Raw genomic sequence first — 18,207 nt, forward strand, 5'->3', positions numbered from 1 at the left:
CGTCGAGGGCCTGGCGGGTGGCGTGGGAGTCGTTGGCCAGGCAGGCGCGCTTGAGGTCGTCCAGCAGGGTGCGCGGGCTCGGTCCGGCCTGGGTCGAGCGCAGGATCGCCGGTTGCCAACGGGCACGCCACCACAAGCCAAAGCCGAGCAGTGTCGTGCAGGCGAGGAGGAAGGTGCTCAGTTGCCAGTACCACAGGGTCTCGCTGTCGACCGTCGTGACAATCTGCGTCGTGCCGGCCGGCGTATCCACCATCAGGCTCGGATTGTTCGCCACCTGCAGGGTCCGCGCCGGAAGGCTGGTGCGGTCCAGGTGATCTTCCAGGGTGTTCCACCAGACCACTTCCACCGGTGGCAGCTCGATGGTCCCGCTGCGGTTTGGCACCAGCGCCTCGCGGTCTTCGCGGCTGCCCACCAGCCCGCGCTCACTGCTGCGGCTGCTGAGTACCGGTTGGTCCGGGTAACGCCGCAAGCCATTGATCTCGGTGGCCGGCAGCGGTGGCAACTGGGCGCTGGCCAGGCCTTCGGCTTCCAGGGTCAGGCTGCGGGTCAGGGAATCGCCGACCTGGCTGTGGGTCGGTTCCGGGCTCCAGCTTTCGCTCAAGGACAGGCTGCGTGCGGGCAGCCAGGGTACGTCGGCCGGGTAGCTGGCAGGCTTGGGTTTGACGCTCAGTAGCAGTTGCTCGGAGCTGACCCGCATCAATTGGCCGGGTTTGGGGCCCGAAGGGACGGCGTCCTGGGCCACCGGCTCGACCAGGGTGGCGCTGAATGCCTGGGCTGGGATCATCAGCTCGCCACTGCGCTGTGGGTAGATGCCATACCGCAGTTCGATCACGCCATGGCGCACATCGTTGATGACTTTTTCATAGGTGCGCGATTCGCCCAGCTGTTCGGTGCGGGCATCGGGGATGTGCAGCGGCGTCAGGCTGCTGTCGTCGTACAGTGACACCGAATGGTAGATACGCAGGGTCAGGATCGCCTGGGCCTGAACATACACTTCGGTCTGGTCGAGGCTGGCCTCGATGAACACCGCCGCCAGGGGCTCCGAGGCGTTGCGGGTCTCGCTTTCGATCACTTGCAGGGTAATCGGCTGGCTGGTTACTTCACCCAGTTGCAGCGACGGAATGACCACGGTGCCGCTTCGGCGCGGCAGCAGGGTCACGATCCAGCGGGTGGTGGCGCGGTTCTCACCGTCGAGGGTCGTCAACTGGTTGACCTGGCGGGTGCCGCGCACATCGAACAAGGCCTGGAGCGGGCCGAGGTCAGGTTTGCCGAACAAGGTGGCGTCGTTGGATTCCAGGGTCAGTTCCACCGTTTCCCCAGAGTTCAGGCGGCTGCGATCCACACTGGCAGTCAGCTGTGCAGCCTGGGTCCCAGAGGCCCAGAGCAGCAAAACGAGGAGGTAGGCGGTGAAGCGGGTCATTGGGTTTTTCCCTGGGCCTGATGGCTTTGCTGTTCATACCAGAATTTACGCCTGAGCAACTCGCCCGGATTATCCGGGATCTGGCGCAGCCATTGTTCCGTTGCCTGGCGCTGTTCTTCTTCATTGCGCTGGCCGGCGGCGGGACGCAGCGGCGGGGTGGTGGTCTGCTCGTCCGGCAGCTCGCTGCCCGGCACATCCTGGGCGGTGGGCGGTTGTGCCGTCCGTGGAGGCTGGGATTCGTCCGGCGTCGCGGTTGCCTCGGTGGATGGCTGGCCCGGTTCGGAAGACTGGCTGGGTGAACCGTCATCCGGTGCTTGCTCGGTGGGGCCCGGTTCCTCGCTTTCGGTGGGCTTGGGCTCCTGCGCCGGTGGTGTCTGCTCGTTCAACAGGCTCTGTACCAAGGTCTTGTTGGTTTGGGCTGGGCGCAGGTCGGGCTGTAACTCCAGGGCTTGTTCGTAGGCATCCAGTGCGGCTTCCAGCTCACCGCTGCGGGCCAGGGCATTGCCACGATTGTAGTGCGCGCGGGCGTCGTTGCCTTCGGCGAAGCGCCGGGCAGCTTCGCTGTATTGGCCGGCTTCGTACAGGGCAACGCCTTGCCACTGGCTGTCCTCGAAATGGGTGGCTGCCTCGGCGGGACGCTTCTGCTTGAGCAAGTGCTGGCCCTGTTGGTCGGCGCGCAACCACAGGTCCTGGAACTCGAAGGCATGGCCGGTTTGCGGCAGCACGAACAGCAGCGGCAGGCAAAACAGCCAGCCTCGCCGCCCGGCGCAGGCGGCCAGCAGCAACAGGGGCAGGAGCAGCCAATAGCCTTGGTCGGCCCAAGTGTCCAGGCGCAAGGTTTGTCCGTCGCTGCGCAAGTGGCGAGGGCCGGCCAGCAGGCCCAGGCCGCGCAGGTCGCTGTCGTCCAGCCGCGCTGGCCGGTAGCGGCCATCCAACTCATTGGCGAAGGCCTTGAGGCCCGGGCTATCCAGGCGTGGCACCAGGATCGCGCCCTGGGCATCCTTGAGGTAACTGCCATCTTCCTGGGCAACCGGGGCGCCTTCGCGGGTGCCGATACCCAGCATCAGCCATTGCGTGGCGGATCCGTCGAGGATCTGGCGGATGCCTTGGCGTTCCTGTTCATTCAACGACGAACCGATCAGCAGGATCCGACCGTGGCCGAGTTCGCCTTGGTCCAGCAGGGCCATGGCCTTGTGGACGGCCAGGTCGGCGCGATGGCCGCCTTGGGGCATGATCGACGGCGCGAGGGCTTCGAGCAGGTTGGCGCTGGTGGCCAGGTCGTCGGACAGCGGCACCAGTGTGTGGGCGCTGCCGGCATAGACGATGATTGCGGTCTGGGCATCGCTGCGGTTCTGCAACAGGTCCAGTACCTTGCGCCGGGCCTGTTCCAGGCGCGTGGGCGGGACGTCGGTGGCGAGCATTTCCGGGGTGAGTTCCAGCACCACCACCAGCGGGTCGGCGGGTTTCTGGCTGGTCTGTTCGACCCGCGCCCAGCTCGGTCCCAGCAACGCCAGCACGATCAACAGCCAACCCAGGCCCAGGGCAATCCACGGCAGCCGGCTTTCCCGGCCGCTGCCGCCACTGAGCAGCACGGCGTGGAAGGCGGGCGGCAAGATCATCTGCCAGCGGCCCACGCGTTTCTGTCGATGCCACAGTTGCCAGAGCAACCAGCCCAGCAACGGCAGCAGCAACACGAACCAGGGGCGCAGCCAGTGTGGCCAGAGGGCGATCATCGACGCCTCCGCAAGCGCAGGCGCTTGAGCCGCTGGCGCCACTCGGTGTGTTGGGCCGGCTGGAACAGCGGCTGGTTGAACAGGCGCTGCAACGGATTGTCCGGCCAGCGTGCGCGGGCCACCAGCAACATGCTCAACAGCAGTGCAACGGCCAGGGGCCAGTGATACAGCGCCTGGGCAGGGCGCGCCTGGGTCGGTTGCTGGGTCACCGGTTCGAGTTGGTCGAGGGTGGTCTTGATCGCCAGCAATTGCTCACCATCCTGGGCACGAAAATAACGACCGCCCGTGGCCTGGGCAATGTCCTTGAGGGCCGCCTCGTCCAGGTCCAGGCTCGGGTTGACGCCGAGAAAGCCCGCCGTGCCGCTCTGTTCCGGGTCGGCACCGATGCCGATCGGGTAGATTTTCACGCCTTCGTCGGCGGCCAGTCGCGCGGCGGTCAGTGGGTCGATTTCGCCGCCATTGTTGGCGCCGTCGGTGACCAGGATCAACACGCGGCTGTGGGCCGGCCGCTGTCGCAGGCGCTTGAGGGCCAGGCCGATGGCGTCGCCGATGGCGGTATTCTTGCCGGCGATGCCGATGCGTGCCTCATCGAGCCAATGGCGCACGGTGCGGCGGTCGAAGGTCAGTGGTGCCTGCAAGTAGGCCTGGCTGCCGAACAGGATCAGGCCGACCCGGTCACCTTCGCGGCCTTCGAGAAAATCCCCGAGCATATGCTGGACCAGCGCGAGGCGACTGACTTCTTCGTCCTTCCAGTGCATGTCGGGAAAGTCCATGGAACCCGAGACATCCACTGCCACCAACAGGTCGCGGCCGCTGGCGGCGATGGGCAAGGGTTCCCCCAACCACTGCGGTCGGGCCGCGGCGATCAGTAACAGCAGCCAGAGCAGGATGAAGGGCGACTGTTGCCGCCAGGTCGGCAGATTGGCCCGGGCTCGCCGGCCCACCAGGCCTTCCAGGTCCCCGAGGAAACTGACCTTGAGCGCCGGCTCGCCGCTGTCGGCCGCCGGCAGCACCAGGCGCATCAGCCAGGGCAGCGGCAACAAGGCAAAAACCCACGGCCAGGCGAACTCAAACATGTTTGCGAATCCAGATTTCGACTGCCTGGGTCAGGCCGGCGATGGCTTTGTCATCGAGCTTGCATTCGGGTTTGTAGGCGCCTTCCACCAATATCATCCAGCGCGTCAGGCCGGCGGCCGGGCAACGGTTATCCAGGAAGGCCAGCCATTTGCGCCCGTTGAGGGTGTGACTCTGGCTGTAAGGATAGTGGTTGCGGCACAGGCGCTTGAGCAGCCCGTTGAGCTGTTGCAGCCAGGCACCGGCCGGTGCACCGTCGTAGGGCTTGGGCAGCCGGGCGAGTTCGGCCAGGGCGGCCAGGCGCACCGGGTCCAGGGGTTGTTCGCTGCGGGCGGTGGTGCGCTGGATGGGAATGAACCGGCGCAATTGCCACAGTCCCAGGCCCAGTAACGGCAACACCACCAGCAGCAACCACCAGCCCGGTGCGGGCGGCCAGAAGCCGATGGGAGGCGGGGCCATCAGTGGCTGTAATTGATCGAGGCTGCTCATCGGCTTTTTCCGGCCCGCTTGGGGTTCAGGTATTCGCGCAGTTGCTCGACCATGTCGCCCTGGGTGCTCAGGGGCATCATCAGGATCCGCAGTTTCTGCGCCAGCAATTCCCAGCGCTCCTGGCGCGCCTCGGCCTGGGCGCGATAGGCCTGGCGCAGTTCGAAATTCAGGGTGTCGAGTTCCAGTTGGGCGCCACGCTGGGCGAAGCGCAGCAAGCCGGCGGCGGGCAAGGCGTGATCCAACGGGTCGGACAGCGGCAGCAGCAACAGGTCGCAATGGCGCGACAGCAGGCTCAGTTGCTGCTCGGCGCTGTCGGACAACGCACGCTCGTCGCAAATCACGATCACCAGGCTGCCGGGTCGTAGCACTTCCCGGGCCCGACGCAGGGCGATGCCAAACGAGTCGCGGTCCGGCTCGGCCTCGGTGTGCAGCGACTGGTTGACCCGCACCAGCCGGTTGAGCAATTGCAGCAGGCTCTGTTTGCTGCGCCGCGGCTTGACCTCGTAATGGGTGTTGTTGCCGAACACCAGGCCGCCGACCCGGTCGTTGTGCCCCAGCGCGGCCCAGCCGATCAGGCTGGCGGCCTGGGCGGCGAGCACTGACTTGAACACCAGCCCCGAGCCGAAGAACAGCCGGTGGCTTTGCTCGATCATGATGAAGATCGGTCGCTCGCGTTCTTCATGGAACAGTTTGGTGTGGGGCTCCTGGGTCCGGGCGGTAACGCGCCAGTCGATGGTGCGTACGTCGTCGCCGGCCTGGTAGACCCGCACCTGGTCGAAATCGACCCCGCGTCCGCGCAACTTGGAGTGATGCAGGCCGATCAGCGGACTGCGCTGTCCCGGTGTCGAGAATAACTGCACCTCGCGCACGCGATGGCGCATCTCGATCAGCTCCGAAAGGCTGACGCGGATGCCCGGTGCGGGCGCCAGAGGGTTATTCATGGTGCATGCTCAAGCGACAGCGACGACGTCGAGAATCCGCTGCACGACCCGGTCCTGGTCGATGCCGGCGGCCTCGGCTTCGAACGACAGAATGATGCGATGGCGCAGCACGTCGAACAGCACGGCCTGGATATCTTCCGGGCTGACAAAGTCGCGTCCGGCCAGCCAGGCGTGGGCACGGGCGCAGCGGTCCAGGGCGATGGAACCCCGTGGGCTGGCGCCGTAGGCGATCCATTCGGCCATTTCCGGGTCGAACTTGGCCGGGTTGCGGGTGGCCATGATCAGTTGCACCAGGTATTCCTCCACGGCGTCGGCCATGTACAACCCGAGGATTTCCTTGCGTGCGGAGAAGATCGCCTGCTGGCTCACGCGGCGTTCGGGCTTGGTCTCGCCGTTCAGCGCTTCCCCCCGGGCCTGCTGGAGGATGCGGCGTTCCACCGCGGCATCGGGAAAGCCGATCTTGACGTGCATCAGGAACCGGTCGAGCTGGGCTTCGGGCAGCGGGTAGGTGCCTTCCTGCTCGATCGGGTTCTGCGTGGCCATCACCAGGAACAACGGCGACAGTTCATAGGTGCTGCGCCCGACGCTGACCTGGCGCTCGGCCATGGCTTCGAGCAAGGCCGACTGGACCTTGGCCGGGGCGCGGTTGATTTCGTCCGCCAGCACCAGGTTATGGAAAATCGGCCCTTGCTGGAACACGAAGCTGCCGGTTTCCGGGCGGTAGATTTCCGTACCGGTGATGTCGGCGGGCAGCAGGTCGGGGGTGAACTGAATACGATGGAATTGCGCTTCGACGCCTTCGGCCAGCTCTTTGATGGCCTTGGTCTTGGCCAGCCCCGGCGCGCCTTCCACCAGCATGTGGCCGTCGGCAAGCAGGGCGATGAGCAGGCGCTCGATGAGTTTTTCCTGGCCGAGAATCTGCGTTGAAAGAAAGGTTCGCAGCGCAAGCAGCGCTTCACGATGTTCCATCGGTGACTGTTCCTGGAAAGGGTGGCCCCAGGCGTTCGGATAACGCCGGGGCTGGGGGCGTTACTTTAATGCATGGCGGGGGGTGGCGACTAACGGGATTTTGTCTGGCGTGCGGATTTGTGATCGGTTTGGATCTGGTGTGGGAGCGGGCTTGCTCGCGAATAGGCCGATACATCCAGCAGCATCGTCTCAGACAGACCGCTATCGCGAGCAAGCTCAGCTCCCACAGGGATTGGCAGTGGACACCGACTCCATGAACACCCGAGATCAGTGTGGGAGCCGAGCTTGCTCGCGATGGCGACGGCACTTTCAACTTCAATGCAGCCTGACCCACCGCTATCGCGAGCAAGCTCAGCTCCCACAGAGGGAGTGGCGGTGGGTGCGGGGTCAAGGCACGCCGCCGATCCAGTGTGGGAGCGAGCCTGCTCGCGATTACCGTAGTAGATCTGGTACCTCATATTTTCGCTAATTTTGCATCCGAATCTCATCCACCAGCAGCCTGATTGCTGGCGTATCGATCAGATCCCGCCACGGGCCATCCTCCACGATTGCCCCGTCATGCATCACAATGACCCGGTCAAACCGATGCAGGTGGTCAACGTCATGGGTGACACATATCAACCCCTGCCCGGCAAAAACGTCGAATAAAAGGTCCCAAAGGGGCGTGGTCAGCCTGGGTTCGATGGATGCGCTTGGCTCGTCGAACATATTGAATTTTCCGGGCTTGTTGATCAGGCGCAGCAGCGATAGGCGTTTGGCTTCGCCTCCGGAGATATTCGAGGCGTGCTCACTGATGGTCCGCTCAGAAACAATATCCTGTAGCTGCAGTTTTCGTATTGCCTGATCGAGATGAGGCGACGTTTCAGCGCCAAACAGAACCGACTTTTCAAAAGGACCCTCCAGGAAGCGAGGCTGCTGAGGGCAGTACCGCAATGCATTCAAGTGGAGGCGAGGGTTCAGTTGTGAAACGGGAGTTGCATCGATGCTCAACTGATTTCGCGTTTCTTGATCCAAACCAGCGAGGAGTTCCAGCAAGGTAGACTTGCCTGCACCGCTCTGACCGATGATCGCCACTGATTGACCTTGAATAAATCTCAGGCTTTGTGTGATCGATAACCGAACGTCGCCATTTTCGGTCACTACGCACTGATCGAGAGTCAATGTCGATGCCCCCCGAAAAATGACTTCCAATTGCCGATCACAGTGGTCAAAGTTTGGGAGCGAAAGCAGGCTTTGAAGTCGACGCTGGTCGGCAAGAAACTGGTCCATCATGCGATAGCCCTCCGTTAATGCGACGATATTGAGTAAGTAACTGCCTGCAATGGAAAAAATGGCTACCAGTTGTCCGACACTGATGCTGGGCTGGCTCGACAGTTGATCGACAACCCCCCATCCCAGTAATCCGCCCGTGGAGAGGCTGACGAACAGAATCTTGGCAGCGCTCAAGAAGCCACCCGAGGTTGCTGCGGTCACCGCAGCATTGGCGTAGCGCTTGAAGGCCTCGTTTAGCGGCTGTGTGGCGGTAGGCTCGGCGTTTTCCAGCTTTATTGCTTTACCGGCATTGAGCGTGTTGTACAAATGGGCGCTCAATTCATCTTCCTGCTCGTTGACAGCGTCAATGTGCTTCCTGCGCCATTTGATAATTTTGTGGGCGACAATCAGGTAGATAATTCCTAAACCAGTCATGCTCACAAAAACTTCACTGCCTCCCATGTAAAAAAAAGCACCGCCAACGATCAAGAACTCCAAGCACAACGGCAGTCCGACGGTGACAAAAAACGTCAATAGTTGTTCGTGAGCGGTAATTCCGCGCTCGACAGACTTTATGAAATGACCGATTCGCCATGCATTGAACCGGGCGAACTCCTTGCGCATAAGGTTTGCCAGCCACTCAATGGATGCGGCCATGACAGTTTGCTGGACGAGCTTGGATAGGCAATGGGTCTGTAGCGGGCTGATAATTGCCTGAACACACCCAGCGAGAGCAAGGCCAGCCGTAAGCGCGAGCAATATGTTGGCTGTTTCGTGTTTCTCACCGTACAAGGTGTCGACAATGGTCCCCAGAAGTAAAGGTGGGGCGAGTGCGATGAGCTTGAGCGCTATGATTGTTGCAAGGGTGCATACCAGAAGGAGCGTATGTTTTTTGCAGGCAGTTCTAATGAGCGTTTGCATAGGATGGATACGATCGTCCGTGATTTGCGTGTTTATTTCGCAGGTGCATAATTAATAGCAGTGAGCTTTTGGGAGGGCCAGAGTGCAACTTCCGATGCCGATGTAGGCTTGTTCTTGATGATCAGTAGGATGCGCGTGTGGGAATCTGGGTTTGATCCCGGGTGTCGGCATGCCGAAGTAACAGAACCGGCCCCTCCAGGCGATTTGCAGCGCGTAAGGCCATGTGGTTAGCTGCCTGCCTTCCCCAACCCCTTACGACCGAAGCCTCCATGAACTTTACCCAGCCTCGTTTGAGATTGCTGTCGATACTGAGTGTGACCTTGTTGGTGGTGGGCTGTACGTCCTATTACCTGTTCCGCCATAGCGGCGCGCCGGCCGATGAAGGCTTCGCCGCCGCGCAATTGAACGAAGGGGGCATGGAAGACATCGGCACGCTGGCACCGCCCGAGGTGGAGAAACGCCTCAATTATTTGATTCAGGACGCCGGTGAAAGCCTCAGGTCCCTGGAGTTGGTCAGTGATGTGCAACTGAGCCTGACCGTCGAGACGACCGGGCCCGCCGACGAGCAGCCGTTGCAATACGAGCCGCTGTTTGTCCCGTTCACCAGCGCGCAACTGAAGGCTGAACTGGCGTCGATCCAGAACCTGCGTTTTGCCCAGAGGTTATTCGCCGACGGTTCCGAAGTGAGGCTCGACACCAGCAGCCTTGATCCGCTCTGGAAGCGCGCCGCGCCGCCGGATGAGCCGGCGGCCGAGCAGTACCTGCCGCAGCGCCTGCGTTTTCGCGATGGCAGCGAAAAAACCTTCGCCGATCTCAAGGCGCCGCCCAAGGTCGAGTCCGACGACATGATCGCGTCCCATGATGCCTTTGCACTTTCGGTGAACAAGCCGCTGGCGAGTCTTGGCCTGACGGTCGCTTACCGCAGCTATCCGGCGTTCAGGAAAGTGGTGCTGGACAAGGATCACCCGAAAGTGACCCTGGACGACGGTCAGTCCTTCCAGCTCACTGCCCTGGGTGATGGCAGCGCCTCTGTGCGCTTGAGTACGCCGAAAATGTCGACCTTCGTGGTGCAGGGGCTGGACGACGCGGGCAAGGCGCTCTACAGCAACGGCAATAACTCCCGGGCGTTTCCCTCCGACAGCGATATCGCGGCGTTGCATGACTATTACAAAGCGCTGCTGCAGACCAAGGACGATCTCAAGCAGCTCAAGACCGGCCAGGCGGTGCAACAGCAGGTGGAGCGCTTGACCCAGTCGCTGACCGCTCAGGTGGGGCCGTTGAAAAACACCGAGGTCGACTATCAATTCGAGGCCACCCCACAACGTATCGTCATCCATGTGCTCGATCCGATGGAGGACAACACCGCTGAGTTCACCCAGGTCGACAACGTCCTGGCAGCACAAGCGCGGTACATCGCCTTGGACCGCAAGGCCGAGCGCTACGGCTTCATCGACCAGGCCGGCCAGTGGTTGATCAAGCCCCGTTGGGTGCAGGTGCAAGATAGCCAGGTGGCCGATACCTACACGTTGTTTTCCCCGGAAAAGTCCAGCGACCCGGACTCGGACTGGCAGGCGTTGCGCAGCCAGCTCGCCTATTTTCCTGCCGGTAGCAACAAGCTCGTGGACCTGCCGTTCGAAAACATCGCCGAGGCGTTGAGCAATGGCCTGCTGTTGGTGGAGCGTGAAACCAACGGTCCGTATGGGCTCTACGATGCCAGGAGTCACCGTTTCGTATTGCCGATGAAATTCGTCAACCCCTCCGTGACCGACAACCTGTTCATCGCCCGTCTCGGCATGCGAACCGATGTCACGGAAGGCCTGTACGGTGCCTATACCCTGGATGGCAAGCAGATCCTGCCCACGCAATTCTCGGGTATCGAGCACAGCGCGGGTTTGCTCTACGCCAGCTCCGCCGATCGGAGCCGCCAGGATGTTTTCGACCTGGAAGGTAAACGGATCAACCTGCAGGGTGACAACGTGATAGGCCGGTTTGTCGGGCAACAACCGCTGTTGGTGCAGGACGCTAAAAGCAGGAAGTTTGCTTTTATCAATCGCCAGGGGATGCGGTTGCCCATCAAGTTACCGTATGACGAGGTGGAACCGTTTTCCAACGGCATGGCGGTGGTCGGACGCGATGGCAGCTATGGCGCCATCGACCTGACGGGCAGATTGCAGGTCCCGCTGGATTACAACCAGATCAACGCGTTCCAGACCCGTTACGCCGCGGCCATTCGGGCCGGGGGTGGTTCCGGGCTGGTCTTGATCAGTCAGAACAACAAGGTGATCAAGGAACTGGGCTCCTACACCAGCATGAAGGTGCCGGATAACGGCAATGAGGCCCGTTACTACGTGAGGGATCCGAAGAACGATGACGAGTACCTGGTCTATGACGCTGACGGCAATCTGGTGCAGAAAGACGAATAAAAGCTGATTCACTGATCCCGTGGCGAGGGGATTTATCCCCGCTGGGCTGCGCAGCAGCCCTAAAGCTGTGAACTCAATCTTCCTGGCACACCGAGTTGCCTGGTTCGGGGGCCGCTTCGCAGCCCAGCGGGGATAAATCCCCTCGCCACAGCGGTGCGGCGCTTTTGGAGTCAGAGCTGGCTTATATAGGTCCCCGTCCCCTTGAGGATGTTCTGCAACGTCAGTTCCACTTCCGCCAGGTCCGCCGCATCGGTGTCGTGGGTGATCTCCAGCACATCGTCGCCATTGAGCGCATCGGCATCCGCCGGGGCAATTTCAATCAGCAAGCGGGTAGGGCTGAGCGTGACCTTCACGCCGTCCAGCGTCGAAGGCTCGCCATCGAGGGTGATTTCCAGTTCGTCTTCGTCGGGGTAGCGTGTCATCAGGAACATTTCGCCCTGGGCGCTGTGGCAGCAGAGCATGGCCATGTTGTCTTCTTCGTCGTCGCACGGGTTGGCGATCAGAAGGGCGGTGGTCATTTGCATGGTGATGGCTCCAGGATCGAGTGCACCTGCGGGGTGCGAAAAGTGGATTCTGCCAGCCTGAAGGATTTTCTGCAGGTTTACCGCCTTGGGGTGCCGTTTGGTCCCCAGCCTGCTAGGGTTGTTCGGTGCGCACCGGCGGTTTAGCTTGCCGATGACCGAATATGTCGCAGCGCTGCAAGCAGGCACATTGTCGCACTCGTTAAGCTGCGCAACGGATGTGCACCTGCAAAGACCACCCCGGAGTGGTTTTTGCAGGTGTCCATGACATGAAATTACATGGAAAAGGATGTGACCTGCCGGTCCTGTCCAGCTTCATCCACCTGTCATCCTGTTTCCTCTGCCCGAGAATCAGGAACGGGATGGCCGACAGCCCCGCAGGGGTTGCACGCGACGCTTCAATCAATAACAAGCCCAAGCGGAGTACCACAGATGGCGTTCTTCACCGCAGCCAGCAAAGCCGACTTCCAGCACCAACTGCAAGCGGCACTGGCGCAGCACATCAGTGAACAGGCACTGCCACAAGTGGCGCTGTTCGCTGAACAATTCTTCGGCATTATTTCCCTCGATGAACTTACCCAGCGCCGGTTGTCCGACCTTGCCGGCTGCACCCTGTCTGCTTGGCGCCTGCTTGAGCGCTTCGACCACACGCAACCGCAGGTGCGCGTCTACAACCCCGATTACGAACGCCACGGCTGGCAGTCGACCCACACGGCCGTGGAAGTGCTGCACCACGACCTGCCATTCCTGGTGGACTCGGTCCGCACCGAGCTGAACCGTCGTGGCTACAGCATCCATACCCTGCAAACCACCGTGCTGAGCGTGCGTCGCGGCAGCAAGGGCGAGTTGCTGGAAATCCTGCCAAAAGGCACCCAGGGCGACGGCATCCTGCAAGAGTCGTTGATGTACCTGGAGATCGACCGCTGCGCCAACGCCGCCGAACTCAACGTCCTGAGCAAGGAACTTGAGCAAGTGCTGGGCGAAGTGCGCGTGGCCGTGGCTGACTTCGAACCGATGAAAGCCAAGGTCCAGGAAATCCTCGACAGCCTGGACAGCAGCGCCTACGCCATCGACGCTGATGAAAAGAGCGAGATCAAGAGCTTCCTGGAATGGCTGGTGGGTAACCACTTCACCTTCCTGGGCTACGAAGAGTTCGTGGTTCGCGATGAGGCCGATGGTGGCCACATCGAATACAACCCCGATTCGTTCCTCGGCCTGACCAAATTGCTGCGCGCCGGCCTGACCGCCGAAGACCTGCGCATCGAAGACTACGCCGTCAATTACCTGCGCGAACCAACGCCGCTGTCGTTCGCCAAGGCCGCACACCCGAGCCGCGTACACCGTCCGGCCTACCCGGACTACGTGTCGATCCGTGAAATCGACGCCGACGGCAAGGTCATCAAGGAATGCCGCTTCATGGGCCTGTACACCTCTTCGGTGTATGGCGAGAGCGTGCGGGTCATCCCGTACATCCGCCGCAAGGTCGCGGAAATCGAGCGTCGCTCGGGCTTCCAGGCCAAGGCGCACCTGGGCAAGGAACTGGCCCAGGTGGTCGAAGTGCTGCCCCGTGACGACCTGTTCCAGACCCCGGTGGACGAGCTGTTCAGCACCGTCATGTCCATCGTGCAGATCCAGGAACGCAACAAGATCCGCGTGTTTCTGCGCAAAGACCCGTATGGCCGTTTCTGCTACTGCCTGGCCTACGTGCCGCGTGACATCTACTCCACCGAAGTGCGCCAGAAGATCCAGCAAGTGCTGATGGATCGCCTGAAGGCCTCGGACTGCGAATTCTGGACCTTCTTCTCCGAATCGGTGTTGGCTCGCGTGCAGTTGATCCTGCGAGTGGACCCGAAGAACCGTCTCGACATCGATCCGGTCTTGCTGGAAAAAGAAGTCGTGCAGGCCTGCCGCAGCTGGAAGGACGACTACGCCAGCCTGGTCGTCGAAAGCTTCGGCGAAGCCCAGGGCACCAACGTGCTGTCGGATTTCCCGAAAGGCTTCCCGGCCGGCTACCGCGAGCGCTTTGCCGCGCACTCGGCCGTGGTCGACATGCAGCACCTGCTGAGCCTGAACGAAAAGAACCCGCTGGTCATGAGCTTCTACCAGCCGCTGGGCCAGGTCTCCGGCCAGCGCGAGCTGCACTGCAAGCTGTATCACGCCGACACGCCGCTGGCGTTGTCCGACGTGCTGCCGATCCTGGAAAACCTCGGCCTGCGCGTGCTGGGCGAGTTCCCGTACCGCCTGCGCCACACCAACGGCCGCGAGTTCTGGATTCATGATTTCGCGTTCACCGCCGCCGAAGGCCTGGACCTGGACATCCAGCAACTCAACGACACCTTGCAGGACGCCTTCGTCCACATCGTGCGTGGCGATGCCGAGAACGATGCGTTCAACCGCCTGGTGCTGACCGCCGGCCTGCCATGGCGCGACGTAGCGCTGCTGCGTGCCTACGCCCGTTACCTGAAGCAGATCCGCCTGGGCTTCGACCTGGGTTACATCGCCAGCACCCTGAACAACCACACCGACATCGCTCGCGAGTTGACCCGGTTGTTCAAGACCCGCTTCTACCTGGCGCGCAAACTCACTGGCGATGACCTGGAAGACAAGCAGCTGCGCCTGGAGCAAGCGATTCTCTCGGCCCTGGACGACGTCCAGGTGCTCAACGAAGACCGCATCCTGCGTCGCTACCTGGACCTGATCAAGGCCACTCTGCGGACCAACTTCTACCAGACCGACGCCAACGGCCAGAACAAGTCCTACTTCAGCTTCAAGTTCAACCCGCACCTGATCCCGGAACTGCCGAAACCGGTACCCAAGTTCGAGATCTTCGTCTACTCGCCACGGGTCGAAGGCGTGCACCTGCGCTTCGGCAACGTTGCCCGCGGCGGCCTGCGCTGGTCCGACCGTGAAGAAGACTACCGCACCGAAGTGCTGGGCCTGGTAAAAGCCCAGCAAGTGAAGAACTCGGTGATCGTGCCGGTGGGCGCCAAGGGTGGTTTCCTGCCACGTCGCCTGCCGTTGGGCGGCAGCCGGGACGAGATCGCGGCCGAGGGCATCGCCTGCTACCGCATCTTCATCTCGGGCCTGTTGGACATCACCGACAACCTGAAGGACGGCGCGCTGGTACCGCCGGCCAACGTCGTGCGTCATGACGACGATGACCCGTACCTGGTGGTAGCGGCGGACAAGGGCACTGCGACCTTCTCCGACATCGCCAACGGCATCGCCATCGACTATGGCTTCTGGCTGGGCGATGCGTTCGCCTCCGGCGGTTCGGCTGGCTACGACCACAAGAAAATGGGCATCACCGCCAAGGGCGCGTGGGTCGGCGTGCAGCGCCACTTCCGCGAGCGCGGCATCAATGTCCAGGAAGACAGCATCACCGTGGTGGGCGTTGGCGACATGGCCGGCGACGTGTTCGGCAACGGCTTGTTGATGTCCGACAAGCTGCAACTGGTCGCGGCCTTCAACCACCTGCACATCTTCATCGACCCGAACCCGGAGCCGGCCAGCAGCTTTGCCGAGCGCCAGCGCCTGTTCGACCTGCCGCGTTCGGCCTGGAGCGACTACGACGCCAGCATCATGTCCGAAGGCGGCGGTATCTTCTCGCGCAGCGCGAAAAGCATCGCCATCTCGCCACAGATGAAAGAACGCTTCGACATCAAGGCCGACAAGCTGACCCCGACCGAGCTGCTCAACGCCTTGCTCAAGGCGCCAGTGGATCTGTTGTGGAACGGCGGTATCGGCACCTACGTCAAGGCCAGCACTGAAAGCCACGCCGATGTCGGCGACAAGGCCAACGATGCGCTGCGCGTGAACGGCAACGAACTGCGCTGCAAGGTCGTGGGCGAGGGCGGCAACCTGGGCATGACCCAACTGGGTCGCGTCGAGTTCGGCCTCAATGGCGGCGGTTCCAACACCGACTTCATCGACAACGCGGGCGGCGTGGACTGCTCCGACCACGAAGTGAACATCAAGATCCTGCTCAACGAAGTGGTGCAGGCCGGCGACATGACCGACAAGCAACGCAACCAGTTGCTGGCGAGCATGACCGACGAAGTCGGTAGCCTGGTGTTGGGCAACAACTACAAGCAGACCCAGGCCCTGTCCCTGGCGGCGCGCCGTGCCTTCGTGCGGATCGCCGAATACAAGCGCCTGATGAACGATCTGGAAGGCCGCGGCAAGCTGGATCGCGCCATCGAGTTCCTGCCGGCTGAAGAGGCGATCAACGAGCGCGTCGCGGCGGGCCATGGCCTGACCCGTGCCGAACTGTCGGTGCTGATCTCCTACAGCAAGATCGACCTCAAGGAAGCGCTGCTCAACTCCCTGGTACCGGACGACGATTACCTGACCCGGGACATGGAAACCGCGTTCCCGCCGACGCTGGTGAGCCAGTTCTCCGAGGCCATGCGTCGCCATCGCCTGAAACGCGAGATCGTCAGCACCCAGATCGCCAACGACCTGGTCAACCACATGGGCATCACCTTCGTTCAGCGGCTCAAGGAGTCGACGGGCATGAGCCCGGCGAACGTGGCGGGTGCGTATGTCATCGTTCGGGATATCTTCCACCTCCCGCACTGGTTCCGTCAGATCGAAGCCCTGGACCACCAGGTCTCGGCCGACGTGCAACTGGAGCTGATGGACGAGTTGATGCGCCTGGGTCGTCGCGCCACGCGCTGGTTCCTGCGCAGCCGCCGCAACGAGCAGAACGCTGCCCGTGACGTCGCGCACTTCGGTCCGCACCTGGCCGCGTTGGGCCTCAAGCTCGACGAACTGCTGGAAGGTCCGACCCGCGAAGGCTGGCAGACCCGCTACCAGGCCTACGTGGCCGCTGGTGTGCCGGAACTGCTGGCGCGCATGGTTGCCGGCACCACGCACCTGTACACCTTGTTGCCGATCATCGAGGCGGCCGACGTCACTGGCCAGAACGCCGCCGATGTGGCCAAGGCCTACTTCGCCGTGGGCAGCGCCCTGGACATCACCTGGTACCTGCAACAGATCAGCGCACTGCCGGTGGAAAACAACTGGCAGGCACTGGCCCGTGAAGCGTTCCGTGATGATGTCGACTGGCAACAGCGGGCGATCACCATCTCGGTCCTGCAAGAGGGCGATGGCGCCCAGGACGTGGAAACTCGCCTGGCACTGTGGCTGGAGCAGCACCACGAAATGGTCGAGCGCTGGCGTGCCATGCTGGTGGACATCCGTGCTGCCAGCGGTACCGACTACGCCATGTACGCGGTCGCCAACCGCGAGCTGTTGGACGTGGCAATGAGCGGTCAGGCGGTCGTGACGGCCAACTGATCCGGCGTTGAATGAAAAAGCCCCGCATTGAGAGATGCGGGGCTTTTTTTGTCTTGATGCCCAGTTCGGCTTGAAATGGAGACATTGTGGGAGCGGGCTTGCTCGCGAAGGCGGTGTATCAGCCAACAACGCTTCGACTGATGCACCGCCTTCGCGAGCAAGCCCGCTCCCACAGGAGGATCGCGTTTTGGCGGCTCAGTTTTTCAGCGGTATCAACACCGCCTCATCCTCACCCATCACCATGAACACCAGCAGTTTCGCCGGTTGGCTCGCGCTGGCGTTTTTCGACACCAGGTGCTCGGACCCCGCCGCTTCATACCAGAACTCTCCAGCCTTGTAGGTCTTCGCCGGCTCACCCTTGACCTGGGAAGTGATGGCGCCTTCCAGTACGTAGGCCATGGCTGTGCCCTCATGCTTATGGGCAATGGACGCTTGGCCGGGTGAATAGTTGACAGTCAGCATCATGGTTTTTTTACCTGGAACGTTTTTCAGCAATTGCTCCTGCAGCACCGTGACCTTTTCCGAAGGCGCGGCTTCGTGGGCGTAGGTCTGGGTCATGGGCAGCAGGCTGAGGGCGGCGATCAGACAGAGTGTTTTCATGAAGGTAGGGCCTGTGTGGTTTCGAGTGATTTCGCGCTGTCGCGGCGATGGATTCACCCTAAGCCCCACGGTAGGACAAGCAAACGTCCAATCTTTCGGAAGGTGGATAGACCAATACCGCGATCCATCCAGTTTGAAAGGTAACCCTCTGTAGGAGCTGCCGAAGGCTGCGATCTTTTGATCTTTCGCTTGAGACTCAATTGGATTGGGCAAGATCGCAGCCTCGTTGCACTCGGCAGCTCCTACAGCCGCGGGGTGTCAGCTGTTGAAGTCGACGCTTCGGGCCAGGCGGTTGTCGATCAGGCTGATGAAGCCTTGCACTTCCGGGCAGTTGAAGTGGGCTTGCATGGCCGCTTCCGACTGCCAGCGGGCGCTGACGTTCCAGCGGTCGCCATCGTCCGGGCAACGGTCGACCAGGTAGGCATCGCAGCCTGGTTGGGCGCGCAGGGTCTCGACGATTTGCTGCAATTGCCGGCCCAGTTCTTCCGAGCGACCGGCGGCGGCTTGCACCTGTACGGTATTGATCACTTGGCGAGACATTGTTCAGGCTCCTGAATCAAGTCC

At 61.9% G+C, this 18,207-nt stretch carries 12 protein-coding genes; 2 read left to right on the plus strand and 10 right to left on the minus strand.

The window, feature by feature from the left end; all coding sequences use genetic code 11:
- The 7 genes from CFII68_RS00300 to CFII68_RS00270 all read right to left on the minus strand — a co-directional run.
- On the minus strand, window positions 1-1,420 hold a 1,420-nt coding region (locus CFII68_RS00300; protein ID WP_018614336.1), incomplete at its 3' end, for a BatD family protein.
- Window positions 1,417-3,153, minus strand: coding sequence for a VWA domain-containing protein (locus tag CFII68_RS00295; RefSeq protein ID WP_018614338.1), 1,737 nt, complete (start codon window positions 3,151-3,153; stop codon window positions 1,417-1,419). The genes CFII68_RS00295 and CFII68_RS00300, both read right to left, overlap by 4 nt.
- The gene (locus tag CFII68_RS00290; RefSeq protein WP_018614340.1) at window positions 3,150-4,229 is read right to left on the minus strand and encodes a VWA domain-containing protein; all 1,080 of its coding nucleotides are present in this window, start codon (window positions 4,227-4,229) and stop codon (window positions 3,150-3,152) included. Before CFII68_RS00290 ends, CFII68_RS00295 begins: the two co-directional genes overlap by 4 nt.
- Window positions 4,222-4,716, minus strand: a complete 495-nt coding sequence (locus tag CFII68_RS00285; protein ID WP_014339081.1) for a DUF4381 domain-containing protein — start codon at window positions 4,714-4,716, stop codon at window positions 4,222-4,224. Before CFII68_RS00285 ends, CFII68_RS00290 begins: the two co-directional genes overlap by 8 nt.
- Entirely contained in the window at window positions 4,713-5,657 is a 945-nt protein-coding gene (locus tag CFII68_RS00280) for a DUF58 domain-containing protein (RefSeq protein ID WP_014339082.1), read from the minus strand. Before CFII68_RS00280 ends, CFII68_RS00285 begins: the two co-directional genes overlap by 4 nt.
- A 9-nt stretch (window positions 5,658-5,666) precedes the next feature.
- Entirely contained in the window at window positions 5,667-6,626 is a 960-nt protein-coding gene (locus CFII68_RS00275) for a MoxR family ATPase (protein WP_003202654.1), read from the minus strand.
- Between the two features lie 465 nt (window positions 6,627-7,091).
- Window positions 7,092-8,798, minus strand: coding sequence for an ATP-binding cassette domain-containing protein (locus tag CFII68_RS00270; RefSeq protein ID WP_018614346.1), 1,707 nt, complete (start codon window positions 8,796-8,798; stop codon window positions 7,092-7,094).
- Window positions 8,799-9,067: 269 nt separating this feature from the next.
- On the opposite strand from CFII68_RS00270, the gene CFII68_RS00265 reads away from it, so the two are divergent.
- A complete protein-coding gene (locus CFII68_RS00265) occupies window positions 9,068-11,221 on the plus strand; it encodes a WG repeat-containing protein (protein WP_018614348.1) in 2,154 nt (717 codons plus the stop codon).
- Window positions 11,222-11,391: 170 nt separating this feature from the next.
- On the opposite strand, the gene CFII68_RS00260 is transcribed toward CFII68_RS00265, so the two are convergent.
- The gene (locus CFII68_RS00260; RefSeq protein WP_018614350.1) at window positions 11,392-11,745 is read right to left on the minus strand and encodes a hypothetical protein; all 354 of its coding nucleotides are present in this window, start codon (window positions 11,743-11,745) and stop codon (window positions 11,392-11,394) included.
- Window positions 11,746-12,174: 429 nt separating this feature from the next.
- Here CFII68_RS00260 and CFII68_RS00255 point away from each other — a divergent pair, with 429 nt between their 5' ends.
- The gene (locus tag CFII68_RS00255) at window positions 12,175-17,043 is read left to right on the plus strand and encodes an NAD-glutamate dehydrogenase (protein ID WP_018614352.1); all 4,869 of its coding nucleotides are present in this window, start codon (window positions 12,175-12,177) and stop codon (window positions 17,041-17,043) included.
- Window positions 17,044-17,238: 195 nt separating this feature from the next.
- Here CFII68_RS00255 and CFII68_RS00250 read toward each other — a convergent pair whose 3' ends face one another.
- Window positions 17,239-17,643 carry a cupin domain-containing protein gene (locus CFII68_RS00250; protein WP_018614354.1) on the minus strand — a complete coding sequence of 135 codons (405 nt, stop codon included), beginning with the start codon at window positions 17,641-17,643 and terminating at the stop codon, window positions 17,239-17,241.
- Between the two features lie 258 nt (window positions 17,644-17,901).
- Entirely contained in the window at window positions 17,902-18,183 is a 282-nt protein-coding gene (locus CFII68_RS00245; protein WP_018614356.1) for an antibiotic biosynthesis monooxygenase family protein, read from the minus strand.
- Between the last annotated feature and the right edge of the window lie 24 nt (window positions 18,184-18,207).

Origin of the sequence: Pseudomonas sp. CFII68, assembly GCF_000416195.1 — a bacterium.
GTDB lineage: Bacteria > Pseudomonadota > Gammaproteobacteria > Pseudomonadales > Pseudomonadaceae > Aquipseudomonas > Aquipseudomonas kilonensis.

What these genes read in the sequence shown, in the direction of transcription:
- CFII68_RS00285 (WP_014339081.1), bottom strand. Translation starts at nt 4,716, where the DNA reads ATGAGCAGCCTCGATCAATTACAGCCACTGATGGCCCCGCCTCCCATC.
- CFII68_RS00280 (WP_014339082.1), bottom strand. Translation starts at nt 5,657, where the DNA reads ATGAATAACCCTCTGGCGCCCGCACCGGGCATCCGCGTCAGCCTTTCG.
- CFII68_RS00290 (WP_018614340.1), bottom strand. Translation starts at nt 4,229, where the DNA reads ATGTTTGAGTTCGCCTGGCCGTGGGTTTTTGCCTTGTTGCCGCTGCCC.
- CFII68_RS00265 (WP_018614348.1), top strand. Translation starts at nt 9,068, where the DNA reads ATGAACTTTACCCAGCCTCGTTTGAGATTGCTGTCGATACTGAGTGTG.
- CFII68_RS00250 (WP_018614354.1), bottom strand. Translation starts at nt 17,643, where the DNA reads ATGAAAACACTCTGTCTGATCGCCGCCCTCAGCCTGCTGCCCATGACC.
- CFII68_RS00295 (WP_018614338.1), bottom strand. Translation starts at nt 3,153, where the DNA reads ATGATCGCCCTCTGGCCACACTGGCTGCGCCCCTGGTTCGTGTTGCTG.
- CFII68_RS00270 (WP_018614346.1), bottom strand. Translation starts at nt 8,798, where the DNA reads ATGCAAACGCTCATTAGAACTGCCTGCAAAAAACATACGCTCCTTCTG.
- CFII68_RS00275 (WP_003202654.1), bottom strand. Translation starts at nt 6,626, where the DNA reads ATGGAACATCGTGAAGCGCTGCTTGCGCTGCGAACCTTTCTTTCAACG.
- CFII68_RS00260 (WP_018614350.1), bottom strand. Translation starts at nt 11,745, where the DNA reads ATGCAAATGACCACCGCCCTTCTGATCGCCAACCCGTGCGACGACGAA.
- CFII68_RS00245 (WP_018614356.1), bottom strand. Translation starts at nt 18,183, where the DNA reads ATGTCTCGCCAAGTGATCAATACCGTACAGGTGCAAGCCGCCGCCGGT.
- CFII68_RS00255 (WP_018614352.1), top strand. Translation starts at nt 12,175, where the DNA reads ATGGCGTTCTTCACCGCAGCCAGCAAAGCCGACTTCCAGCACCAACTG.